We start from the raw sequence: 21,655 nt of genomic DNA on the forward strand, positions 1-21,655 counted from the left end.
AGGCCTTGCCGTGACAAGCCTTGGCCGGGCGCCAAGGTGTCCCTCGATCGGCCGATCTCAACCGGGCGGGTCGCGGTTCTGGACCTCCCGACCATAGGCCTCCACCACTGCGAGCAGGACAGGCGCCGTGCCCTCGCTCTGCCAGCGCTGGCATTGGCGGCGCAGGGCGGCTGCGACATCACGCGGGCTGTGCCGGCCGCTCGCCATCGCGGCCTCGGACAGGGCAACGATGCGCTCCAGCGCCTCGGGCGGGGTGGCCGGGGCAGACGCGTCCGCTGGACCGGTCGGCCAGCATCCCGCACCATGCGGGGTCTTCTCCCAGTGAAAGGGCCGGTGCCACAGGTCGGCGACAGCCTTCAGCGCAGCGAGGCCCATGGCGACCCAGACGACCGGAAGCAGCACGAGCCAGGGCTGGAGACGGGGCCGCCCGGCGCGCACCAGCCCGACGGACTTGTAGGTGATGCTGCCAACATAACCCAGGAGGAACACCGCGGCGCCGGCGCCGGCCCAGGGCGGCGGGCCGTGGAGCAGCCATGCCACCAGGAAGGCTGCCAGACAGGTCAGATGGACCAACGCCGAGCCGACCGCACCGGCGAGCGTCGCGGCGAGGACGAGGAGGCCGACAGGACCGATCTCGCGGATCAGGCGTCGGGGATCACGGGCGAGGATCGCGAGGGTCTGCATCCAGCCCTTGAACCAGCGGCTGCGCTGGCGAAGCCAGGCGCCGAAGGTGACCGGCGCCTCCTCAAGGGTCGGTGTCGCGAGCGTACCGATCCGCCAGCCGTTGCGCGCGAGCCGGAAGCCGAGATCGGCATCCTCGGTGACGTTGTAGGGGTCCCATCCCAGGCTCTGGTCGAGCGCCGCCCGGCGGAAATGGTTTGACGTGCCGCCCAGCGGTATCGGCAGGTTGAAGCGCACCAGCGCCGGCAGCAGGACATGGAACAGCGCGTCATATTCCGCCGCGAAGAACCGCGCCAGAAGGCTGTCGCGGGGATTGACGATGGCGAGGGGGGCCTGCAGGCAGCCGAGCCGGCAATCGGCGGCGGCAAAGGTTTCCGCGGCTTCGCGCAATTGCCCCCTGCCCGGCCTGTCCTCGGCGTCATAGACCACGACGAGGTCGCCCGTAGCAAAGGGCAGCGCCATCATCAGCGCCTTTGGCTTGGTGCGTGGACCGAGCGCCGGAACGACGACCACCTCCACCGCCGCATCGGGCGCGGCACGGCGGATGGCGGCGAGGGTCTTCGGATCGTCGGCCTCAAGCACCAGCTTGATGTCCAGCTTGGCGCGCGGGTAGTCGATCCGGGCGAGGGAGGCGAGAAGGCCTCCGACGACCGCTTCCTCGCGATAGAGCGCACAGAGGATCGTGTAGCGCGGCAGGGCGGCATCGCCGAGGGGCGCACGCGGCAGGGCCCGCGGCGGGATGATCGCCGCCCAGACCCGCAGCAGAACCCAGGCCGCGACGAGCAACCCGACCAGGCCGCCGGCGGACAACGCCAGCCAGGCAGGTCCGAGCGCGAGCGTCACGAACAGCCCTGCGAGCATCGCCGCGACCGCCATCGCCGTGCGGCGCATCAGTACCCGGTCCGAGGCCGACAGGTCCGGTTCTTCCGCGGCGAGAGTCGAGACGACCTCGCCAGCCCACGTGGCTTCAGCCCAGGCACGCACGAGACGGGCAAAGGCCTGTGGCGTGGCGACGAGAAGAGGCAGTCCGTTGACGGCGGCATGGCCGCGGCCCGCGGCGAGCCTCTCGGCCTCGGCCGGGCCGGGAGCGATCAGCAGGGCCCGACCTCCGACAGGGCGCGACACCCCCACCGCCCGCCGGGCAAGCACCTGGCGCCAGGATTGCGGATCGGCGGCGACGGTGGGAAGCGCGCCATCCAGCGCCGCGACCGTGCCACCCAGCATGGCGGCGAGGGCGGCAGCGATAGCCTCCGGCGTGGTGAGGCCCAGCGCAACGGCCACCTCCAGGGGCGAGACGTTCCAAAGGCCCGCGAAATAGGCGACCCGCACCCGGTGCAGCGGATCGACCAGTTCGTCCATGAGGCGCGGTCGGGGGCCTGCGATGGGGAGGCGACGCGCGCCGGCCAGAGGCGGCGCCACCGGGCGCGCGGCCGACCTTTCGGCGAACCGCTTTCGAAATTGGTCAAGCCGCATGGCCGGCCGCCCGATCCCTGCGCCCGACCCCTCCCGGACGCCCCGACGTCAAGGTATAAGAAACGCTGGAGCCGGCATCAGTCGGACGAACCCGGATGGCGTGCGTGCCGGCGAAACTTTTAGTCATGGTTGCAATGATGGCTCTCCTGGCCGCGCCACGCGCCATGGCAGACGGGATCCGCGGCGCCCCCGGCGAAGCGGCGACGGCCCAGGTCACGATCCCCAGCTACTGGGACCCGCGCCGGCGCAGCGAACGCGTCGACCTCACCCGCGTGCCGCAGATCCGCTTCCTGACCGAGGACGACTTCCCGCCCTACAATTTCGCCGGTCCCGACGGCCGACCGGCCGGGTTCAACATCGACATCGCACGTGCCATCTGCGAGGAGCTCGGCGTTCCCTGCACGATCCAGGTGCGCCGCTTCGACCTGCTCACCGAGAGCCTCGACCGCAATGCCGGTGACGCGATCATCGCCTCCCTGGCCATCACGCCGGATATCCGTCGCCGCTTCGAAGTGTCGGACCGCTACCTCGAAACCCCCGCCCGTTTCCTGCTGCGTCACGACACGCGGCTGACCGAGGCGACCCCGGAGGCGCTCACCGGACGCTCCATCGCCACGGTCCAGGGCACGGCGCACGAGGCCTACATCACCCAGTACTTTCCCCTCTCCGCGCGGCGCGTCTATCCCGATATCGAGACGGCACGGCGCGCACTGCTCGAACGGGATGTCGACCTCCTCTTCGCGGATGGGGTCGCCAGCGGCTTCTGGCTCAGCGGCGAGGCCTCAGCTGGCTGTTGCCGATTCCTCGGCGGCGCCTTCACCGAGAGCCGCTATTTCGGCGAGGGCCTTGCCATCGTCATGCGCCGCGGCAACGAGCCGCTGCGGCGCGCCGTCAATCACGCGCTGCAGCGACTCTGGGAAAAGGGCACCTATGCCGAGCTCTATCTCAAGGCTTTTCCCGCCGGCATCTACTGAGACGGCTCAGTACATGCCGCGCCGGGCCATTTCGGCACCCTGGCGATCACTCTCCTCCTGGGTCAGCCCCTCGCAATGGTCGACCAGCATGGCGCCATAGCTGGGCAGATCGTTGCGATCAATATAGCGGGCGGGATCCCACAGCGCAGCGCGGTTCACCGCCTTGGCGCAGTGCAGATAGGCCTCGACCACCGTCACGAGCACGCCGATCTTGGGCGGCCGGCCCTGGACGGACGACTCAGCCAAGAGCGCCGCGTCGTCGGTGATCCGGCCGCGACCGTTGACGCGCAGCACCTCGGCCATGCCCGGCACGACGAAGAGCATGCCGACGAGCCCCGTCTCGAAGATATTCTCCAGCGAGTCGAAGCGGTTGTTGCCGATCCGGTCGGGCAGCAGCAGATGCCGGTCGTCGAGGACACGCACGAAGCCGGCGGGATCGCCGCGCGGCGACACGTCGGCGCCCCTCGATCCGTGAGTGCCGACGATGACGAAGGTCGACCTGGCGATGATCGCCCGGCAGTGCCGGTCGAGCCGGGTGATGACCTTGTCAGTGGCCCGCGATAGCGGTTCGGGATGTCGCGCCCGCACCTCCGCGATGGAGTCGACATAGCTCACCGCGGCAGGATCGAAGGCGGCATCCGCCTCCGGCAGGGTGTGGATCGTCATGGGCCTATCTCCATCGGTGGACGGGGATGCATCAGCCGCGCCGCAACCTGAGCATCATCAGATCGTACTGGAAATCAGCGACCTGGTGATAGATGTTGCCCTTCCGCTGAAATTCCCGCTGATGATTGAAGATCTTGGCGAATTCCGGATTGGCCGCGGTGACCTCCTTGTAATAGGCCTCGGCCTCGGCATAGAGCCGCTCCAGCACCTCCTGCGGAAACAGGGAGACCTGAACACCCTGGCTGACGAGGCGGATCAGCGCCTCCGGGTTCTTCTGGTCGTAATGGGCGAGCATGTCGGTGGTCGCCGCCTGGGCCGCCACCTCCACCGCCTTCTTGTAGAGCGGCGGCAACGCGTTCCACTTGGCAAGATTGAACACGCCGTGGAACACCGTGCCGCCCTCCTGCCAGCCGGGGGCATAATAGCGCTGCGCCACCTTGTTGAAGCCGAGCTTCTCGTCGTCATAGGGGCCGATATATTCCACCGCATCGATCGTGCCGCGCTCCAGCGCGGGATAGATGTCGCCGGGAGCGATCTGCTGCGGCACCACACCGACGCGGGCGGCGATTGTACCGGCGAGGCCGGCAATGCGCATCTTGAGGCCCGACAGATCGGCGACCGTCTTGATCTCCTTGCGGAACCAGCCGCCCCATTGCATGCCCGTATTGCCGCAGGGCAGCGCATGGACATTGTGCTTCATGAAGAACGCGTTGGTCATGGCGAGCCCGCCGCCGTGATAATACCAGGCGTGCTGCTGGCGCGGGTTCATCAGGAACGGCACCGAGGCGGTGAGCGCAAAGGTCGGGTCCTTGCCGACATAGAACAGCATACCGGTATAGGCCGCCTCGACCGTGCCGTTGGAGACGGCATCGAGTGCCTGCAGACCGGGCACGATCTCGCCCGCCGCAAACTGCTGGATGGTAAATCTGCCGTCGGTGAGGTCGCTCACGTTGCGGCAGAACTGCTCCGCCGCGCCATAGGTGATGTCGAGACTCTTGGGAAAACTCGACGTTGCGCGCCAGCGGATCGTCGGCATCGGCTGGGCAATGGCCGGCGCCGCAACGGCGTAACCGGCCAGAAGGGCGGCGCCCGTGGACTTCAACATGTCTCGGCGTTTCATGCGGCAATCTCCCGGGTGCGGGTCCACCGCGGCCCTCGCGTTTGTCCCCAGGGTCAGGCTCGCAACCCCCATGCCATGGAGCCCTGCGTCAGACGGCCAAGGCGGCCCGGCCGTTGCATGGCTCGCAACCCCGGTGGGAAAGGACAGGACATGACCCGTGACAGGCAGGCAGCAGCGACGATCGGCGTCGTGGTCTATGGCGGGGTTGAGCCCATCGACATCGGCGGCACGATCGGAGTCGTGTCGATGGCGAGCCGCATCCTGCCGGCCATCACCGCGGTGACCATCGCGGAAAGCGCCGGCCCGGTCGTCCTTGCCGGCGGTCTCACCATCATCGCCAACGAGAGCTTCGCCACCGCCCCGCCCTGCGATGTCTTTGTTGTCACCGGCGGTCCGGGATGGCGCGAGCAGATCAAGGACGAGGCCATGCTCGCCTTCCTGCGCACCCTCGCCCCCGAGCGCCTGGCTTCGGTCTGCACCGGTGCGCTGATCCTTGCCGCCGCAGGTGTCCTCGATGGCCGGACGATCACCACCCGGCGCCATGCCGTGGGGACGGAGGCGCAGGCGCCGCTCGCCCTGATCGGCACCATGGCCTCCGGCGCCCGCCCCGTCGACGCCGCCATCGTCGAGGACCGCGGCGTGGTCACTGGCGGCGGCGTGTCGCTCGCCATTGACGCGACGCTCTTTCTCATCGGTCGCCTCTACGGCGAGGCCGCGCGGGATGAGGTCGCGGCGGTGATCGAATACGATCGCGCCTTCGCGGCCAACCGCGCGGCGCTTGGCCACCATATCGGCTGAGGTCAGATGCGGCGCGGCCGGGCGGCGAGGCCGAAGGCCGGATCCCCGTCGAACAGGGTCGGCGCCGCGCCGGTGCGCGCCCGCTCGATGGAGAGCAGCGTCAGCTTGGTGTCAACCCCGCCGGGCGCCGAGAACCCGCCGGTCTTGCCGCTCGCCGCCAGCACCCGGTGGCAGGGCACGACGATCGGCCAGGGATTGGCGCCGAGCGCCCGTCCCACCGCCTGCGCCGCGCCCGGTTCGCCGATGCGGCGGGCGACCTCGCCATAGGTCAAGGTCTCGCCCGCGGGAATGGCGAGCGTCACGTCGGTGACGCGGGCCTGGAAATCGGCGAGACCGGCGCGATCGAGCGGCGCGCCGGACAGGTCGACCCGCTCGCCGCGAGCGAGCGCGACGATCCGGTCGACGACATCCCGGATAGCGGGCGGCGGCGCAGCCTCACATGCGTCGGGATGCCGGGCGAGAAGGCTCGCCCGCGTCGCCGCGACCGTCGCCGCCGGCAGGCGCACGCCGACGATGCCCCGCTCGCCCCAGGCGAGGCCAACGCTGCCGATCGCGGTGTCGAAGACAGTGAGGCCGATCATGGCGCGAACCTAGCAGAGCGGCTGGCCACCGTCGCGGCAGCAGGCCATTCATTGACCTTGCCGCCCCCCCGCCCTATTGCAACCCACCGCTTTCGTTCGTTTCCGCCCGGATCCCGCCATGCTTCCCGCCCTGTCGATCACGCCCGCCCTCCTGGAGGCCGCCCGCGTCTCCACCGCCTGGCCGTTCGAGGAAGCGAAGAAACTCGTGGCGCGGCTGGAGAAGACGCCGAAGGCCGGCCCGGTCATCTTCGAGACCGGCTACGGTCCCTCGGGTCTGCCGCATATCGGCACCTTCGGCGAGGTCGCCCGCACCACCATGGTCCGCAACGCCTTCCGTCTGCTCACCGAGGACAGGATCCCGACGCGGCTGATCGCCTTTTCCGACGATCTCGACGGGTTGCGCAAGGTGCCGGACAATGTGCCGAACAAGGAGTTGCTCACCCAGCATCTCGGCCGGGCGCTGACCTCGGTGCCCGATCCCTTCGGCACGCACGACAGTTTCGGCGCCCACAACAACGCCCGGCTGCGCGGCTTCCTCGACCAGTTCGGCTTCGACTACGAATTCGTCTCCTCGACCGCCATGTACCGGTCCGGCGCCTTCGACGCGACGCTGATGACGGCCCTCGAGCGCTTCGACGCCATCCAGGCGATCATGCTGCCGACGCTGGGCGAGGAGCGCCGCGCCACCTATTCGCCCTTCCTGCCGATCCACCCGGAATCGGGCGTGGTCATGCAGGTGCCGGTCGAGGCGCGCAACGTGGCGAAGGGCACCATCGTCTGGCGCGACCCGGCCTCGGGCCAGCGCTACGAGACGCCGGTCACCGGCGGCCATGCCAAGATGCAGTGGAAGCCCGACTGGGCCATGCGCTGGACGGCGCTCGGCGTCGACTATGAGATGGCCGGCAAGGACCTGATCGATTCCGTGACCCAGTCGGGGAAGATCTGCCGGGCGCTCGGCGGCACGCCGCCCGAGGGCTTCAACTATGAGCTGTTCCTCGACGAGACCGGCAGCAAGATCTCCAAGTCCAAGGGCAATGGCCTGACCATCGAGGACTGGCTGGCCTATGCCTCGCCGGAGAGCCTGTCGCTGTTCATGTACCAGAGCCCGAAGAGCGCCAAGCGGCTCTATTTCGACGTCATCCCTCGCAACGTCGACGACTACCTGACCTTCGTCGAGAAGTTTCCCGCCCAGGACGAGAAGAACAGGCTGATGAACGCGGCCTGGCACATCCATTCCGGCACGCCGCCGCGTGTCGACGTGCCGATCTCCTTCTCCATGCTGATGAACCTCGTCTCGGTCTCGAATGCCCCGGCCAAGGACGTGCTCTGGGGCTTCATCCGCCGCTATGCGCCGGGCGCCTCGCCGGAGAGGAACCCGAAGCTGGACGAACTCGCCGGCTATGCGGTCAGCTATTTCCACGACTTCGTAAAGCCGACCAAGGTCTACAAGCCGGCCGACGACGTGGAGCGCGAGGCGCTGGAGGCGCTCTCTGCTGCCATTATGGCCCTGCCGAGGGACGCCAGCGCCGAGGATGTGCAGGGCGCCGTCTACGATGTCGGCCGCGCCATCCCGCGCTACCAGGACCTCAAGGCCAAGGGCGCGACGCCGGAAAAGCCGGGCGTCTCGGCGGAATGGTTCTCGGCCATCTACAAGGTGCTGCTGGGACAGGAGAAGGGCCCGCGCTTCGGCTCCTTCGCCGTGCTCTACGGCCTCGAAGAGACTCGCGCGCTGATCAGGAAGGCGTTGGCGGGCGAGTTCGTGAAGGGGTGAGGCCAAGAGGGCCCACCGCCCTGCCGGTCGGACTCGACACCGCCCTCTCCGTCATGCCCGGGCTTGTCCCGGGCATCCACGACTTGAACACCGTCCCGCCCTTCGAGAATTCGTGGATGCCCGGCTCAAGGCCGGGCATGACGGCTGGGGCATGGGCCAAAGTATGCCCCACCCGCACCCTCCCCGCTGGCGAGGGATGGCAGACCACGACGACACGTTCCCGCTGGAACGGCTGGGCCAGGCCCAGCCGAGGCGGTCAAGAGCGCGACCTTGAAGTCCCGCCTCCCCTCGCCAGAAGGGAGGGTGAGGGTGGGGCCATGAACCTGTTGGCGTGGCGGAACGCTGCGCCGGCCGCCACCTACTGGCTCACCCACATGATCCGCGCCATCCAGGCGATCTCCGAAACGGTGAAACTGCGGTCGCTGTGATCCTGGTTGAGCGAGGTCAGTTCGACCGTCCGGTTGGTCTGGCGCTTCAACTCCTTGGCCATGATCTCACCCTCGGCGGTCTGCACCACCACCCGGTCGCCCCTGCGGATGGGCGCGGTCGGCGAGACGACGATGCGGTCGCCGTCGCGATAGACGGGCAGCATGGAATCACCCTGGATCTCCAGCGCATAGATCGCCTCGTCCGGGATGTCGGGGAAGGAGACCTCGTCCCAGCCATTGCCGGCGGGAAGGCCGCCCGCGTCGAAATAGCCGCCCGCGCCGGCCTGGGCGAAGCCGAGTATGGGCAGCGGCCTGGTGCTCATCCTGGTCCCTCCGACGAGCGAGACGAATTCGCCGAAGCTGGTCCCGGTGGCGTTGAGCGCCTTGGCGACGGATTCGGTGGAGGGCCAGCGCTCACGGCCGTCCAGCATCACGCGCTTCGACTTGTTGAACGTGGTGGCGTCGAGGCCGGCGCGCTTGGCGAGGCCCGAGGCGGAGAGGCCGTTGGTCTCGGCGAGACGATCGATGGCGGCCCAGATATCGGCATGGGAGAACATGGCAAATCCCCGCGGACCCCGGCGATCAGCCGGCTCCGCGCCTGTGATTGGAAGGAACGTCGTCCGTTCGTAGGATTATTGGCCTTTTGCGATCCTGTCAATCGCGGCTAGGCTGCCGGTATCGTCACGACAGGAACGGCCATGACCCCGACCATCTACAAGATCTCGCCCCGCGCCGCGTGGCAGCAGGCCGAAAGCGCCGGAATCTTTACCGGCGCCCCCGTCGACCACGCCGACGGCTTCATCCATTTCTCCACCGCCGACCAGGCGCGCGAGACCGCCGCCAAACATTTCGTCGGCGCCGCCGACCTGGTGCTCGTGGCCGTCGATGCCGCCGCCCTCGGCGCGGCGCTGGCCTGGGAGCCCTCGCGCGGCGGTGCCCTCTTTCCCCATCTCTATGCCGACCTGCCGATGAGCGCGGTGCGCTGGGTGAAACCCCTCCCGCTGGGCGCGGACGGCACCCATCTGTTCCCCGCACTGGAGGATTGACCGCCGGTTGACAGGCCGGGCCGGGTTGGCGAGCCTGTCCGGCGAGCCGAGGGAGAGAAGCGATGTATCGCGCGCTGACGCGGGGCATCCAGGTCACGGTGACGCCGGAATTCAGGCCGGAGCGCTCGGAGCCGGATGAGGGCCAGTTCTTCTGGACCTATCACGTCGAGGTGCTCAACCTGACCGGCGAACGCGTGCAGCTGCGCGCTCGCTACTGGCGAATCACCGACGAGAACGGCCGCACCCAGGAGGTGCGCGGCGCCGGCGTCGTCGGCGAGCAGCCGGTGATCGAGCCGGGCGCCGCCTTCGAATATATGTCCGGCTGCCCGCTGACGACGCCGACCGGCATCATGGTCGGCCATTACCTGATGATCTCCGAGCGCAACGAAAGCTTCCAGGCCGAGATCCCCGCCTTCTCGCTCGACAGCCCCTTCGCCAACCGCACGGTCAACTGACGCGGTTCAGGCCAGAGCGCGGATGAGCTGGATAAGGGCGAGGCTGGACACCAGAAGCCCGACGATTCCCATCAGGACATGCGGGCGCAGATGGCGCACGACATAGCCGCCGAAGGGCGCCGCCAGCACCCCGCCGATGATCAGGGCGGCGATATGGGACAGGTGGCTCGCCCCCAGTTCGATGAAGAAGGTGGTCGATACGGCGACGGTGACAAAGAACTCGGCCGCATTGACCGAGCCTATCACCCGGCGCGGCGCATGGCCGGAGCCGATCAGCGTCGAGGTCACCATCGGCCCCCACCCGCCGCCGCCAGCAGCGTCGAGAAAGCCGCCAACGAGGCCGAGCGGCGCGGCATGGGTGGTCCTGGCATCTTCCGTTGTCGGACTGCGGCGAAACGCCTTCCCCAGGATGAAAAGGCCGAGAACGAGAAGATAGGCCGCGATGAAGGGCCGGATCGCTTCGCCATCGATATTCGACAGGAAATAGGCGCCGAGCACGCCGCCGACGACCCCCGCCAGGCTCAGGGTGACGAACAGCCGCGGGTCGATATTGCGGAAATAGAGGTGCGACAGACCGGATATACCGGTGGTGAAGACCTCGGCCGTATGGGTCGCGGCGCTCGCCTGGGCAGGTGGAAGGCCGAGCGACAGCATGGCCGTCGTGGCGATCAGGCCGAAGGCCATGCCGAGGGCACCGTCGACCAGCTGGGCGAAGAAGCCCACAGCGACCAGAAGGGCGAATTCCAGCGTCATCCGGAGGCAACCTCCAACGGCGCGACGATCGCGATGCAGCATGCATGACAGACAGGCCCCGGGGGGAGCAACTCACAGGGCCGTCAGACCGCCGTCGACCACCAGCGCATGGCCGGTCATGAAGGAGTTCTCCGCCGAGCAGATCCATAGCATGGCCTGGACGATCTCGTCGGCCGTGCCCGCACGCCGCATGGGCATGGTCTGGACCAGGCGGGAGACCATCTCCTCCTGGCTTCGCCCGGGCTGGGCGAGCGATTCCGTCAGCATCGGCGTGTCGGCGAAGGCCGGGCATATCGCGTTGACGCGGATGGCCTTGCGGGCGGTCTCCGCGGCGGCCGTCTTGGTCAGGCCGATCACCGCATGTTTGGCCGCGGCATAGGCGGCCAGCAGCGGCGCCCCGGTGACGCCGGCGACCGAGGCGGTGTTGAGGATGACGCCGCCGCCCTGCCGCTCCATCACCGGAATCTGCGCCTTCATCCCGTGGAAGACGCCCATGACATTGACGTCGAACATGCGGCGCATCACCGCCTCGTCGGTATCGACGAGCTTCATCGTGGCATGGGCGACACCGGCATTGTTGAGCGCCACGTCGAGCCGGCCAAAGGCGTCGGTCCCCGCCGCCACGAGAGCGGCGACGGCCTCCCCGTTGCCGACATCGGTCGACCGCCTCACAACCCTGCCGCCCGCCGCCTCCACGAGCCGCGCCGTCTCGGCGAGGCCCGCCTCCTGGATGTCGCCGAGGACGAGATGGGCGCCCTCCGCAGCGAAGCGTTCGGCGGCGCACCGACCGAAGCCGCTCGCTGCCCCCGTGATGAGGACGACCTTGCCCTCGTAGCGGCGCATCGCGGTCATCACGGCCCCTTCTCGATCACGTCGACGGCCATGCGCGCCAGGATCGGGATATTGTCCTTCACCTGCATCGCCCGTTCGGGGTTCGAGGCGTTGCCGGAGAGCGCCCGCTTCAGCACGCCCTGCAGGATCGCCGCCATGCGGAACAGCGAGAAGGCGAGGTAGAAGTCCCAGCGCGGAATGCCGTCGATGCCGGTGCGCGCGCAGTAGCGCGCCACATAGTCGGCCTCGGTGGGGATGCCGACGGCAGCGCGATCGATACCGGCGAGGCCCCGGAACGAGCCGGCATGCGGCAGGCGCCAGTGCATGCACTGATAGGCGATGTCGGCGAAGGGATGGCCGATGGTGGAGAGCTCCCAGTCGAGAATGGCGAGGAGCGCGGGGCCATCCTTGGCGAAGATCATGTTGTCGATGCGGTAGTCGCCATGGACGAGCGCGGCGCGCCCGTCATCGGCCGGCAGGTTCTGCTCGAGCCAGGTGATGACCTGGTCGATGGCCGGCAGGTGCTCGGTCTCCGAGGCGCGGTACTGCTCGGTCCAGCGCGACAGCTGCCGGGCGAAATAATTGCCCGGACGGCCGAAATCGGCGAGGCCGACGGCAGCCGGATCGACGCTGTGCAGCGCCGCCAGCGCCGCGTTCATGGCATCGTAGATGGCGCTGCGCTCGTCCCGCGACACCTCGGGAATGGCCGGGTCCCAGATGATCCGCCCGTCGACGAATTCCATGACGTAGAAGGCGGTGCCGATGACGCTCTCGTCCTCGCACAGCACATGCATCCGCGGCACCGGCACCGGCGTGCCGCCCAGCGCCTTCATCACGCGATATTCGCGGTCCACCGCATGGGCGGATTTCAGCAGCTGGCCCGGCGGCTTCTTGCGCAGCACGGCACGCCCGCCGCCATGGGTCAGCATGAAGGTCGGGTTGGACTGGCCGCCGGCGAATTTCTCGGCCGTGACAGGCCCGGAGAATCCCGGCCAGTGCGCGGCAAGATAGGCGCCGAGCGCCGCCTCGTCGATGATCATGGCAGACGTCGCCGCTGGCGTGGCCAAGGCCGAACTCCTTGCAATGCTGATCGGCGCCGGGACGCGGTCGCCGCCGTGCCGCATCCGCTGCGGCACGGGAAGTCTGCCACGCCGCCGGACCGCCCGTCCTCTCCGACGGACGGACGACGGCGGGCCGACCGGTCAGACGACCTCGAACAGGCCGGCGGCGCCCATGCCGCCGCCGATGCACATGGTGACGACCACATGCTTGGCGCCGCGGCGCTTGCCCTCGATCAGCGCATGGCCGGTCAGGCGGGCGCCCGACACGCCATAGGGATGGCCCACCGCGATGGCGCCGCCATTGACGTTGAGCCGGTCATGCGGGATGCCGAGCGTGTCGCGGCAATAGAGCACCTGCACGGCGAAGGCCTCGTTGAGTTCCCACAGGTCGATGTCGTCGACAGTCATGCCGGCGCGCTTGAGCAGCTTCGGCACGGCGAAGACCGGGCCGATGCCCATCTCGTCCGGCTCGCAGCCCGCGACCGCGAAGCCCTTGAAGATGCCGAGCGGGGTGAGGCCGCGCTTCTCGGCGAGCTTCGCCTCCATCACCACCGCCATGGAGGCGCCGTCGGAGAACTGGCTGGCATTGCCGGCGGAGATGACGCCACCCTCGAGCGCCGGGCGGATCTTGGCGACGCCCTCATAGGTCGTGTCGGCGCGGATGCCCTCGTCCTCGGTGAGGGTCACCTCCTCCTCCCAGGTGCGCACGACCTCCTTCTTGTCGTTCATCTCGGCCTTCAGCATCTTCGTCGTGAAGGGAACGATCTCCTGGTCGAACTTGCGGCCCTGGCGGGCGGCGGCGGCGCGCAACTGGCTCTCGACGCCGTACTGGTCCTGCCGCTCGCGCGAGATGCCGTAGCGCTTGGCCACCGTCTCGGCCGTCTGCAGCATGGACCAGTAGATCTCCGGCTTCTTCGCCTTCAGCCCCGGGTCCTGGAAGCTCGACTTGTTGGCCTGATTCTGCACCAGCGAGATCGATTCGACACCGCCGGCGACATAAATGTCGGCCTCGCCGGCGATGATGTTCTGCGCCGCCGTGGCGATGGTCTGCAGGCCCGAGGAGCAGAAGCGGTTGATCGTCATGCCCGAGGTGGTGATCGGGCAGCCGGCCGAAAGCGCGATCTGGCGGGCGATATTGCCGCCGGTCGCGCCTTCCGGCGTGGCGCAGCCGACGATCACGTCCTCCACTTCGCCCGGATCGATGCCGGCCCGCTCGATGGCATGTTTCACCGCATGGCCGCCCATGGCGGCGCCGTGGGTGTTGTTGAGCGCGCCCTTCCAGGACTTCGCCAGGCCCGTCCGGGCAGTGGATACGATAACGGCTTCACGCATGGGGTCTCTCCTGAAAAGGTCCTGAACGGCAATGGCTCAGCCGCGCGGCGGCAGGGCGATGCCCTTGCCCGCGGCGGCCTTCATGGCGAATTTGGCGGTCTGCTCGAACGCGCCCTGCAGCGCCTTCTGTCCCGCCGCATTGGAGATGTCCTCGAAACGGGCGGCGACCGTCTCCGGCGTGCGCTCGGCCTCGTCCAGCCAGATGCCGTCGGTCTCGTAGATGATGGTGCGGGCGAAGGCGCCGGCTCCGGCACAGAGGATCGTCCGCGACGGCCCCTTCTCGCTGACGAGGAAGAGCACGCCCGGCGTGATCGATTCCGGCGTCAGCAGGGCCAACGTCTCCGGCGTCATCAGCTCCTCCGTCATGCGGGTGGCCGCTGTCGGGGCGAGGGTGTTGACGCGGATGTCGTTCTTCGCACCCTCCTGGTGCAGGACATTCATCAAGCCGACCATCGCCGCTTTCGCCGCGCCGTAATTCGCCTGGCCGAAATTGCCGTAGAGCCCCGAGGAGGAGGAGGTGAAGACGATGCGGCCATAGTTCTGCGCCCGCATGATGTCCCACACCGCCTTGGTGCAGTTGACCGTGCCCATGAGATGCACGTCCACCACCGCCTCGAAATCGGCGAGATCGATCTTAGTGAAGGTCTTGTCGCGCAGGATGCCGGCATTGTTGACGAGGATGTCGACGCGGCCCCAGGCCGCCATGGTCTTCTGAACCATGTCCTGCACCTGGGCGAAATCGGCGACATTGGCGCCATGGGCCATGGCTTCGCCGCCCGCTGCCTTGATCTCGGCGACGACCTTCTCGGCCGCCTCCGAGGAGCCGCCGGTGCCGTCGCGGGCGCCGCCGAAATCGACGATCACCACCTTGGCGCCGCGGGCGGCGAGCCCCAGGGCATGGGAGCGTCCGAGGCCGTTGCCGGCGCCGGTGACGATGGCGACGCGTCCGTCGAAGCGAATGGTCATGCGGAAGTCCTCAGTTCGTGAAGGCGAGCGTGACCCAGTCGGCGGCGAGGGCCGGCTTCTCGGCGCCCTCGATCTCGACGGTCACGGCATGGGTGAGCTGGTGCTGCTGCGGCGACTTGGATTCGAGGGCCTTGAGCACGAAGCGGCCGCGAATGCGCGCGCCGGCCTTGACCGGGCTCATCATGCGCAGCCGGTCGAAGCCGTAGTTCACGCCCATGGTGCGGCCGGCGATCTCCGGCAGGGCATCATAGGCCATGGCCGAGAGCAGCGAGACGGTGAGGAAGCCGTGGGCGATGGTGCCGCCGAAGGGCGTCGCCTTCGCCTTCTCCACGTCGATATGGATGAACTGGTGGTCGTGGGTGAGATCGGCGAAGGCGTCGATCGCCGCCTGCGGCACGTCGAACCATTGCGACAGGCCGACCTCCTGGCCGATGCGGCCCTTCAGTCCCTCGATCGTCACCTGCTCTGCCATGCTGTCCTCGTCGGATCGTCTGTTCAGAAGCCGCGCGCCAGGGCGACGCGGTCGGCGTGGAAATCGGCATCGCCATAAAGGGTGGAGGCCACCTGCATCCGCTTCATGAAGAGGCCGATGTCGATGGCATCCGTCATGCCGATGCCGCCATGCATCTGCACCGCCTCCTGGGCCGCGAGCCGCGCCACCGATGACGCCTTGGCCTTGGCGACGGAGACGGCAAGGCTGGCTGCTTGCGGATCGGCGTCGAGCGTCTGCAGGGCGGCAAGGACCGCCGACCTGGCGATCTCGACCTCGCAGAACAGATGCGCCGCGCGGTGCTGCAGCGCCTGAAAGGCGCCGATGGTGCGGCCGAACTGCTTGCGCTCCTTGAGATAGGCCATGGTGCGCGTGAAGCTCTCCTGGGCATTGCCGGCGAGCTCTGCGGCCAGGCCCGCGCGCCCGGCGCCGAGCACCACCTCGAGCAGGCCGTGGCCGTCATCGACCGCGCCGACCACGTCGTCGGCCGTCACCGCGACGCCGTCGAAGGTGAGTTCGGCCGCGCCGCGGGAATCGAGGGTCGCGAGCCGCTCGGCCGTGAGCCCCCTCGCCCTGGCATCGACCAGGAACAGGCTGATGCCGCCATGCTCGCCGGCCGAACCGGCCGTGCGCGCTGCCACCAGCACGGCATCGGCCACCTGGCCGTCCACCACATAGGTCTTGGTGCCGGTAAGGCGGAAGCCGTTGCCGTGGCGCTCCGCGCGCATGGCCGTGCCGGCGGGATCGTGCCGGCGGCCCTCGTCGACCGCCGTGGCGATCACCGCCTCACCGGCGACGATGGCGGGGAGCCAGCGCTCCTTCTGCGCCGGGGATCCCGCCCGCGACAGGGCGGTGGCAGCCATCATGGCCGTGGACAGGAAGGGCGAGGCGGTGAGCGTGCGGCCCATCTCCTCGCAGAGGATTCCCGCCCCGACGAAGCCGAAGCCGAGGCCCCCCTGGTCCTCGGGCACGAGGATGCCGGTCCAGCCCATGGCGGCCATGGCGCTCCAGAGATCACGGTCGAAGCCCTCCGCGATCGCCTCGTCGCGGATCCGGCGCAGAGCCGCCACCGGGGCCTTGTCGGTGACGAAGCCGCGCGCGGCGTCCTGCAGCATCACCTGATCGTCGTTCAGCACCAGCATGGCGGCCTCAGGCGGACGGCAGTTGCAGGAGGCGCTTGGCAACGATGTCGAGCATCACCTCCGACGTGCCGCCCTCGATCGAATTGGCCTTGGTGCGCAGCCAGCCGCGCGGCCGCGCCCCGCCATCGCTGCGGGCGCCCTCCCATTCGAGCCCCTCATGGCCGGCGGCCCGCATCAGGAGTTCGTAGCGGCGCTTGTTGAGCTCGGTGCCGTAATATTTCAACACCGAGGACTTGTCGCCGACGCCCTGGCCGACCGCGGCGGCCTCGTCCTTGTAGCGGGTCATGGTGGCGGCGAAGGCGAGGGCATCGACCTCGGCCCGCGCCACGTCGGCGCGCAGGAACGGGTCGGCGAGGCGGCCCTGCCCGTCGGTGCCGATCTCCGCGGCCGCGACCTGTCCCGGCGAGCGCCCGCCGAGCAGGCCGCCGCCCCCGCTGCCGATCATCTCCCGCTCGTGGGTGAGCAGGTATTTGGCGATGTCCCAGCCGCGGTTCAGCGTGCCCACGAGGTTCGCCTTCGGCACCTTCACGCCGTCGAAGAAGGTCTCGCAGAAGGGTGACTTGCCGGAGATCAGCAGGATCGGCTTGGTCGACACGCCCGGCGCCGTCATGTCGAAGAGGATGAAGGAAATGCCGAGATGCTTGGGCGCGGCGAAATCCGTGCGTACCAGACAGAAGATCATGTCCGCCTTGTCGGCATAGCTCGTCCAGATCTTCGACCCCGAGACGACGAAATGGTCGCCGGCATCGTCGGCGCGCGTCTGCAGCGAGGCGAGGTCGGAGCCGGCATTGGGCTCGGAATAGCCCTGGCACCAGCGGATCTCGCCGCGGGCGATCCTCGGCAGGTGTTCTTTCTTCTGCGCCTCGGAGCCGAATGCGAGCAGCGCCGGGCCGAGCATCCAGATGCCGAAGCTCTCCAGCGGCGAGCGCGCGCCGATGGCCCGCATCTCCTCCTTGAGGATCGTCACCTCCTCGTGGGAGAGACCGCCGCCGCCATAGTCCCTGGGCCAGCCCGGCACGGTCCAGCCGCGCGCCGCCATGCGCTCGAGCCAGACCTTCTGGGCCTCCGAGGTGAAGACCCAGCGGCGGCCACCCCAGCAGATGTCATCGTCGCCGGTGACGGGCGTCCGCATCTCGACGGGGCAGTTGGCGTCGAGCCAGGCGCGTGTCTCGCGCCGGAAAGCGTCGAGGCTGTCCATCAGCATCCTCCCGCGGCGACCTCGCCCGTGAGCCGGCCGCCCTTCGTTCCTTCATTGACGGCCCCGCTCGCGCGAGGACATACTGCCGAGTATGTTCGCCTGCCGCCGCCTTGTCGAGCCCTTGGGCCGCCCGGTCGTCATGCCGGATGTCCCCCTTCCGGCAGAGGGCGAGAGGCGCTAACACGCCAGGGGACAGAAGCAGGACGCTGGAAAGGCGCCTGACGGGGAGGATGCCGGCAGACATGCAGGCCACGGCTGCCAATGATCTGGTCTCACCGGACCGGCGCGAGGAGGTGCTCGCCGCCGCCGCCGAATGTTTCATGCGGCGCGGCTATGAGGCGACCTCCATGGACGACGTTGCCGACGCGCTCGGGGCCACCAAGGGGCGCGTCTACCATCACTTCCGTTCCAAGCCTGAGCTCTTCTTCGAGGTCTTCCGACGGGCGATCTTCATCCTGATCCGCGAGGCGGGGGTGCACGAGACCGGCCCCGGCCATGCCGCCGACCGGCTGCGCCGCATGGCCAGGGCCCACATCCTCTGCATGATGGAGACCCAGGCCTTCCAGCGGAACCTGACGCTGGGCGTCGACCTCTACCGCTTCGGCGAACCCACCGCCGAGCACAAGGCGACGCTGGAGGAGCTGATGGACCTGCGGCGCGGCTATGAGGACGCCTTTCGCCGCATCTTCGCCGCCGGCGCCGCCGACGGCTCGATGAAGGCGCTCGACCCCTCTCTCGCCATGCGTACCCTGCTCGGCGCCATCAACTGGGTGGCGGTCTGGTATTCGCCCCGTCCCGGCGAGACCCGCACCCACCGCGAGAAACTGGCGGAGGAGATCGTCGCCCAGGTGCTCGGCGGCTATCTCGCGTAAAGCGGCGGCTGCGGTGTTCCAGGCCCCACCCTCACCCTCCCCTCGCTGACGCGAGGAGAGGGGGACTATGGCGTCCCATCTGTCCTGAACCCGTGGCGCCGGGCACGAAGCTCTCCGATTGGACGGCGGGGCCAGGTGCGACCTGACTGTTGAGGTGCGAGGTCGAAGTCCCCCTCTCCTCGCGTCGGCGAGGGGAGGGTGCGGGTGGGGCCTTGCCCGGTTCGCGCCGCCTCAAGCCGCTTTCGACCGCGCTTCCCGCACCATCTGCACCAGCACCTTGTGCAGGTCCTCGCCCGTCGTCACCCGCCGCGGAAAGAGCACCCGCGCCGTGCGGTCGCCGGCGATGAGATCGAAGCCCTCGGGATCGGCGCCGGACATTTTCCACGGGCCGGGATCCTGGCCCGCCAGAACCGTCGCATAGACCGAGACAGCGTCGGCATGGTCCACGTTCATGTGTTCGATGGCCCCAGCCTCGGCGGCCATCAGCCCTTCCGCATCACCCGCCTCGATCAGCAGATCCGTGCCGGCGATGTCCGCCGCTCGCGCGAAGCCGCCATTGAGATGGCCGGCCGCCACATCCAGCCGCCAGAGGCTGAAATCAGGAAAGTCGATATAGATCTGGGCCTTCGGATTACGGGCGAGGAAACGGGCCTTGAGCCGCTTGACCTCTGCCTCGTCCTCGACCCTGGCGAAGGCGCCGAGCACGGTCAGCCGCGGATGGGCCAGCGGATCGCCCTTGCCCGTGCGGGCGAGGAGCAGCGAAGCGCGCCCGTCGGCCTTGAGGTTGGCGGTATGGCTGGAGAGGTTGGAGATCAGGATCAGCGGCGCGCCGTCGGTATCGGTCGCCACCGTCGTCAGGGTCGTCACGGGATGGCCGGTATTGCGGTCGAGCGTGCCCAGCGCGCCGGCGCGGATGGTCCTGAGCAGGTCCCGCGCCCATTCCAGCGGCTTGAAATCCGCCGGCTGCGGGGCGTTCTCCGGAATGTTGCCCGGCATGGCGCCGGGCTGGGGCTTGGTATCCATCGCTGTCTCCTCGGCGCCGCAGCATGACGATACCCCGGCGCGCGATCAAGGCCCGTCCGCGGCAGGACAGGCCCCGTCCGCGGCCGCTGCCCGCTGCGGGACTTGACGGGACGCGGAGCCTCGCCCATGCCTCGCAGCATCCGGAAAGGCCCATCATGCCCCTGCGCCTCTCGACCAGCGCCCTCGATTTCGAAAACCGCTTCGCCGGCCTCCTCGCCATGAAACGCGAGGTGTCCGAGGAGGTGAACGACGTCGTCCGCTCCATCGGCCAGGACGTCGCCCAGCGCGGCGACACCGCCCTGATCGAATATACCGCCAAGTTCGACAAGCTGATGCTGACACCGGCGACCCTGCGCGTCACCGAGGCGCAGATCGAGGCGGCCCTGGCCGCCTCCGACCCGGTGACCCTGGACGCCCTGCGCCTCGCCGCCGACCGCATCCGCGCCTATCACGCCCGCCAGAAGCCGCAGGACGACCGCTTCGTCGATGCGCTGGGGGTCGAGCTCGGCTATCGCTGGACCGCCATCGAGGCGGTCGGGCTCTATGTCCCCGGCGGCACCGCGGCCTATCCCTCCTCGGTCCTGATGAACGCCATTCCCGCCAAGGTCGCGGGCTGCCCGCGCGTCGTCATGGTCGTGCCGTCTCCCGGCGGCACGCTCAACCCGCTGGTTCTCGCCGCCGCCCGCCTCGCCGGCGTCGACGAGATCTACCGTGTCGGCGGCGCCCAGGCGGTTTTCGCCCTCGCCCACGGCACCGAGACCATCCGCCCTGTGGCCAAGATCATGGGCCCAGGCAACGCCTATGTCGCGGCCGCCAAGCGGCAGGTCTTCGGCAAGGTCGGCATCGACATGATCGCCGGCCCCTCCGAGGTGCTGGTCATTGCCGACGCCACGGCCAATCCCGACTGGATCGCCGCCGACCTTCTCGCCCAGGCCGAGCACGACACCGCCGCCCAGTCGCTGCTGATCACCGACGATTCCGGCCTCGCCGACGCCGTCGAGGCGGCGGTCGAGCGGCAGCTCGCCACACTGCCCCGCGCCGAGATCGCCGGCGCCAGCTGGCGCGACTACGGCGCCATCATCGAGGTCGCGCACATCGCCGAGGCCGTGCCGCTGGCCGACCGGCTGGCCGCCGAGCATCTCGAGATCATCACCGCCGATGCCGAGGGCCTCGCCGCGCAGATCCGTAATGCCGGCGCCATCTTCCTCGGCGGCCATACGCCCGAGGCGATCGGCGACTATGTCGGCGGGTCGAACCATGTCCTGCCGACGGCACGCTCGGCGCGTTTTTCCTCCGGCCTCGGCGTGCTCGACTTCATGAAGCGCACCTCCTTGCTGAAATGCGGCCCGGAGCAACTGCGTGCCCTTGGGCCCGCAGCCATCGCCCTCGGCGAGGCCGAGGGGCTTGCCGCCCATGCCCGGTCCGTCTCCATCCGCCTCAATCTCGGCGGCACGGACTGACCGCCCCGCCACGAAAGGACCGCCATGACCGATCGCGAGCCCAGGGACCGCAACGACCCGGTGATCATGGGCCGGCGCCTGGTGGCGGTCTCCATCGACGAGGCCTCGATCGGCCGTTCCTCCGCCGACATCGAGCACGAGCGTGCGGTCGCCATCTACGATCTCATCGAGGAGAACAGCTTCTGTCCGGTCGGTGTCGAGACCGGGCCCTTCACGCTCCACATCTCGCTCGCCGAGGGCAAACTCGTCCTCGACGTCAAGCACCAGGACGGCCGGCAGGTGGTGACCCATATCCTGTCGCTGACGCCGTTCCGGCGGATCGTGAAGGACTATTTCATGATCTGCGACAGCTATTACGATGCCATCCGCACCGCCACGCCCGCCCAGATCGAGACCATCGACATGGCCCGCCGCGGCCTCCACAACGAGGGCTCGGAGATCCTGCGCGAGCGGCTGAAGGAGAAGCTCGACTTCGATTTCGACACGGCGCGGCGGCTGTTCACGCTCGTCTCGGTCCTGCACTGGAAGGGCTGA

At 68.8% G+C, this 21,655-nt stretch carries 22 protein-coding genes; 8 read left to right on the plus strand and 14 right to left on the minus strand.

Annotated elements, in window-relative coordinates:
• Nucleotides 1-57 precede the first annotated feature (57 nt).
• Entirely contained in the window at nt 58-2,040 is a 1,983-nt protein-coding gene (locus Q0C57_RS04320; RefSeq protein WP_296572553.1) for a glycosyltransferase, read from the minus strand.
• A 251-nt stretch (nt 2,041-2,291) separates the two neighbouring features.
• On the opposite strand from Q0C57_RS04320, the gene Q0C57_RS04325 reads away from it, so the two are divergent.
• Nucleotides 2,292-3,128, plus strand: a complete 837-nt coding sequence (locus Q0C57_RS04325) for a transporter substrate-binding domain-containing protein (protein ID WP_296572555.1) — start codon at nt 2,292-2,294, stop codon at nt 3,126-3,128.
• 6 nt (nt 3,129-3,134) lie between these two features.
• On the opposite strand, the gene Q0C57_RS04330 is transcribed toward Q0C57_RS04325, so the two are convergent.
• Together Q0C57_RS04330 and Q0C57_RS04335 are read right to left on the minus strand one after the other, a co-directional pair.
• Nucleotides 3,135-3,794, minus strand: a complete 660-nt coding sequence (locus Q0C57_RS04330; RefSeq protein WP_296572558.1) for an MSMEG_1061 family FMN-dependent PPOX-type flavoprotein — start codon at nt 3,792-3,794, stop codon at nt 3,135-3,137.
• A 31-nt stretch (nt 3,795-3,825) separates the two neighbouring features.
• A complete protein-coding gene (locus Q0C57_RS04335) occupies nt 3,826-4,914 on the minus strand; it encodes a TRAP transporter substrate-binding protein (RefSeq protein ID WP_296572560.1) in 1,089 nt (362 codons plus the stop codon).
• Between the two features lie 150 nt (nt 4,915-5,064).
• On the opposite strand from Q0C57_RS04335, the gene Q0C57_RS04340 reads away from it, so the two are divergent.
• Nucleotides 5,065-5,712 carry a DJ-1/PfpI family protein gene (locus Q0C57_RS04340; protein WP_296572562.1) on the plus strand — a complete coding sequence of 216 codons (648 nt, stop codon included), beginning with the start codon at nt 5,065-5,067 and terminating at the stop codon, nt 5,710-5,712.
• Nucleotides 5,713-5,714: 2 nt separating this feature from the next.
• On the opposite strand, the gene Q0C57_RS04345 is transcribed toward Q0C57_RS04340, so the two are convergent.
• Complete coding sequence (locus tag Q0C57_RS04345; protein WP_296572565.1) at nt 5,715-6,293, minus strand: methylated-DNA--[protein]-cysteine S-methyltransferase; 579 nt, start codon at nt 6,291-6,293, stop codon at nt 5,715-5,717.
• Nucleotides 6,294-6,411: 118 nt separating this feature from the next.
• On the opposite strand from Q0C57_RS04345, the gene Q0C57_RS04350 reads away from it, so the two are divergent.
• On the plus strand, nt 6,412-8,064 hold the full coding sequence (locus Q0C57_RS04350; protein WP_296572566.1) for a lysine--tRNA ligase: 1,653 nt from the start codon (nt 6,412-6,414) through the stop codon (nt 8,062-8,064).
• Between the two features lie 358 nt (nt 8,065-8,422).
• Here Q0C57_RS04350 and Q0C57_RS04355 read toward each other — a convergent pair whose 3' ends face one another.
• Nucleotides 8,423-9,049 (minus strand): helix-turn-helix transcriptional regulator, encoded by a 627-nt coding sequence (locus Q0C57_RS04355; protein WP_296572569.1) that lies wholly within the window; start codon nt 9,047-9,049, stop codon nt 8,423-8,425.
• A gap of 141 nt (nt 9,050-9,190) precedes the next feature.
• Here Q0C57_RS04355 and Q0C57_RS04360 point away from each other — a divergent pair, with 141 nt between their 5' ends.
• Nucleotides 9,191-9,538, plus strand: coding sequence for a DUF952 domain-containing protein (locus Q0C57_RS04360; protein WP_296572571.1), 348 nt, complete (start codon nt 9,191-9,193; stop codon nt 9,536-9,538).
• A 62-nt stretch (nt 9,539-9,600) separates the two neighbouring features.
• A complete protein-coding gene (gene apaG, locus Q0C57_RS04365; RefSeq protein ID WP_296572573.1) occupies nt 9,601-9,993 on the plus strand; it encodes a Co2+/Mg2+ efflux protein ApaG in 393 nt (130 codons plus the stop codon).
• A 6-nt stretch (nt 9,994-9,999) separates the two neighbouring features.
• Here apaG and Q0C57_RS04370 read toward each other — a convergent pair whose 3' ends face one another.
• The 8 genes from Q0C57_RS04370 to Q0C57_RS04405 all read right to left on the minus strand — a co-directional run bounded on the left by Q0C57_RS04370 (nt 10,000) and on the right by Q0C57_RS04405 (nt 17,766).
• A complete protein-coding gene (locus Q0C57_RS04370; protein ID WP_296572574.1) occupies nt 10,000-10,746 on the minus strand; it encodes a sulfite exporter TauE/SafE family protein in 747 nt (248 codons plus the stop codon).
• Between the two features lie 72 nt (nt 10,747-10,818).
• Complete coding sequence (locus Q0C57_RS04375) at nt 10,819-11,598, minus strand: SDR family NAD(P)-dependent oxidoreductase (protein ID WP_296572576.1); 780 nt, start codon at nt 11,596-11,598, stop codon at nt 10,819-10,821.
• A complete protein-coding gene (locus Q0C57_RS04380) occupies nt 11,598-12,617 on the minus strand; it encodes a phosphotransferase (RefSeq protein WP_296572695.1) in 1,020 nt (339 codons plus the stop codon). The genes Q0C57_RS04375 and Q0C57_RS04380 overlap by 1 nt, the downstream gene beginning before the upstream one ends.
• A gap of 162 nt (nt 12,618-12,779) precedes the next feature.
• Nucleotides 12,780-13,970: an acetyl-CoA C-acyltransferase gene (locus Q0C57_RS04385; protein WP_296572578.1), complete on the minus strand. Its 1,191-nt coding sequence runs from the start codon at nt 13,968-13,970 to the stop codon at nt 12,780-12,782.
• A 36-nt stretch (nt 13,971-14,006) separates the two neighbouring features.
• On the minus strand, nt 14,007-14,936 hold the full coding sequence (locus Q0C57_RS04390) for an SDR family NAD(P)-dependent oxidoreductase (protein ID WP_296572581.1): 930 nt from the start codon (nt 14,934-14,936) through the stop codon (nt 14,007-14,009).
• Nucleotides 14,937-14,946: 10 nt separating this feature from the next.
• Nucleotides 14,947-15,408: a MaoC family dehydratase gene (locus tag Q0C57_RS04395; RefSeq protein ID WP_296572584.1), complete on the minus strand. Its 462-nt coding sequence runs from the start codon at nt 15,406-15,408 to the stop codon at nt 14,947-14,949.
• Nucleotides 15,409-15,431: 23 nt separating this feature from the next.
• Nucleotides 15,432-16,568 carry an acyl-CoA dehydrogenase family protein gene (locus Q0C57_RS04400; RefSeq protein WP_296572586.1) on the minus strand — a complete coding sequence of 379 codons (1,137 nt, stop codon included), beginning with the start codon at nt 16,566-16,568 and terminating at the stop codon, nt 15,432-15,434.
• A gap of 7 nt (nt 16,569-16,575) precedes the next feature.
• Nucleotides 16,576-17,766: an acyl-CoA dehydrogenase family protein gene (locus tag Q0C57_RS04405; protein ID WP_296572590.1), complete on the minus strand. Its 1,191-nt coding sequence runs from the start codon at nt 17,764-17,766 to the stop codon at nt 16,576-16,578.
• A gap of 242 nt (nt 17,767-18,008) precedes the next feature.
• On the opposite strand from Q0C57_RS04405, the gene Q0C57_RS04410 reads away from it, so the two are divergent.
• Nucleotides 18,009-18,638 carry a TetR/AcrR family transcriptional regulator gene (locus Q0C57_RS04410; protein WP_296572592.1) on the plus strand — a complete coding sequence of 210 codons (630 nt, stop codon included), beginning with the start codon at nt 18,009-18,011 and terminating at the stop codon, nt 18,636-18,638.
• A 231-nt stretch (nt 18,639-18,869) separates the two neighbouring features.
• Here Q0C57_RS04410 and Q0C57_RS04415 read toward each other — a convergent pair whose 3' ends face one another.
• A complete protein-coding gene (locus Q0C57_RS04415) occupies nt 18,870-19,661 on the minus strand; it encodes a DUF2470 domain-containing protein (protein WP_296572595.1) in 792 nt (263 codons plus the stop codon).
• 155 nt (nt 19,662-19,816) lie between these two features.
• Between Q0C57_RS04415 and hisD the strand changes: the two genes are divergently transcribed.
• Complete coding sequence (gene hisD / locus Q0C57_RS04420; RefSeq protein WP_296572598.1) at nt 19,817-21,121, plus strand: histidinol dehydrogenase; 1,305 nt, start codon at nt 19,817-19,819, stop codon at nt 21,119-21,121.
• Nucleotides 21,122-21,145: 24 nt separating this feature from the next.
• The gene (locus Q0C57_RS04425) at nt 21,146-21,655 is read left to right on the plus strand and encodes a UPF0262 family protein (protein WP_296572601.1); all 510 of its coding nucleotides are present in this window, start codon (nt 21,146-21,148) and stop codon (nt 21,653-21,655) included.

It is taken from the genome of Phreatobacter sp., from assembly GCF_022843985.1.
Lineage (GTDB): Bacteria > Pseudomonadota > Alphaproteobacteria > Rhizobiales > Phreatobacteraceae > Phreatobacter.

Coding starts and splice junctions, on each gene's coding strand:
- hisD (WP_296572598.1), top strand. CDS start 19,817: ATGCCCCTGCGCCTCTCGACCAGCGCCCTCGATTTCGAAAACCGCTTC.
- Q0C57_RS04425 (WP_296572601.1), top strand. CDS start 21,146: ATGACCGATCGCGAGCCCAGGGACCGCAACGACCCGGTGATCATGGGC.
- Q0C57_RS04375 (WP_296572576.1), bottom strand. CDS start 11,598: ATGACCGCGATGCGCCGCTACGAGGGCAAGGTCGTCCTCATCACGGGG.
- Q0C57_RS04405 (WP_296572590.1), bottom strand. CDS start 17,766: ATGGACAGCCTCGACGCTTTCCGGCGCGAGACACGCGCCTGGCTCGAC.
- Q0C57_RS04395 (WP_296572584.1), bottom strand. CDS start 15,408: ATGGCAGAGCAGGTGACGATCGAGGGACTGAAGGGCCGCATCGGCCAG.
- Q0C57_RS04350 (WP_296572566.1), top strand. CDS start 6,412: ATGCTTCCCGCCCTGTCGATCACGCCCGCCCTCCTGGAGGCCGCCCGC.
- Q0C57_RS04330 (WP_296572558.1), bottom strand. CDS start 3,794: ATGACGATCCACACCCTGCCGGAGGCGGATGCCGCCTTCGATCCTGCC.
- Q0C57_RS04400 (WP_296572586.1), bottom strand. CDS start 16,568: ATGCTGGTGCTGAACGACGATCAGGTGATGCTGCAGGACGCCGCGCGC.
- Q0C57_RS04415 (WP_296572595.1), bottom strand. CDS start 19,661: ATGGATACCAAGCCCCAGCCCGGCGCCATGCCGGGCAACATTCCGGAG.
- Q0C57_RS04340 (WP_296572562.1), top strand. CDS start 5,065: ATGACCCGTGACAGGCAGGCAGCAGCGACGATCGGCGTCGTGGTCTAT.
- apaG (WP_296572573.1), top strand. CDS start 9,601: ATGTATCGCGCGCTGACGCGGGGCATCCAGGTCACGGTGACGCCGGAA.
- Q0C57_RS04410 (WP_296572592.1), top strand. CDS start 18,009: ATGCAGGCCACGGCTGCCAATGATCTGGTCTCACCGGACCGGCGCGAG.
- Q0C57_RS04370 (WP_296572574.1), bottom strand. CDS start 10,746: ATGACGCTGGAATTCGCCCTTCTGGTCGCTGTGGGCTTCTTCGCCCAG.
- Q0C57_RS04325 (WP_296572555.1), top strand. CDS start 2,292: ATGGCTCTCCTGGCCGCGCCACGCGCCATGGCAGACGGGATCCGCGGC.
- Q0C57_RS04355 (WP_296572569.1), bottom strand. CDS start 9,049: ATGTTCTCCCATGCCGATATCTGGGCCGCCATCGATCGTCTCGCCGAG.
- Q0C57_RS04335 (WP_296572560.1), bottom strand. CDS start 4,914: ATGAAACGCCGAGACATGTTGAAGTCCACGGGCGCCGCCCTTCTGGCC.
- Q0C57_RS04385 (WP_296572578.1), bottom strand. CDS start 13,970: ATGCGTGAAGCCGTTATCGTATCCACTGCCCGGACGGGCCTGGCGAAG.
- Q0C57_RS04345 (WP_296572565.1), bottom strand. CDS start 6,293: ATGATCGGCCTCACTGTCTTCGACACCGCGATCGGCAGCGTTGGCCTC.
- Q0C57_RS04360 (WP_296572571.1), top strand. CDS start 9,191: ATGACCCCGACCATCTACAAGATCTCGCCCCGCGCCGCGTGGCAGCAG.
- Q0C57_RS04390 (WP_296572581.1), bottom strand. CDS start 14,936: ATGACCATTCGCTTCGACGGACGCGTCGCCATCGTCACCGGCGCCGGC.
- Q0C57_RS04320 (WP_296572553.1), bottom strand. CDS start 2,040: ATGGACGAACTGGTCGATCCGCTGCACCGGGTGCGGGTCGCCTATTTC.
- Q0C57_RS04380 (WP_296572695.1), bottom strand. CDS start 12,617: ATGATCATCGACGAGGCGGCGCTCGGCGCCTATCTTGCCGCGCACTGG.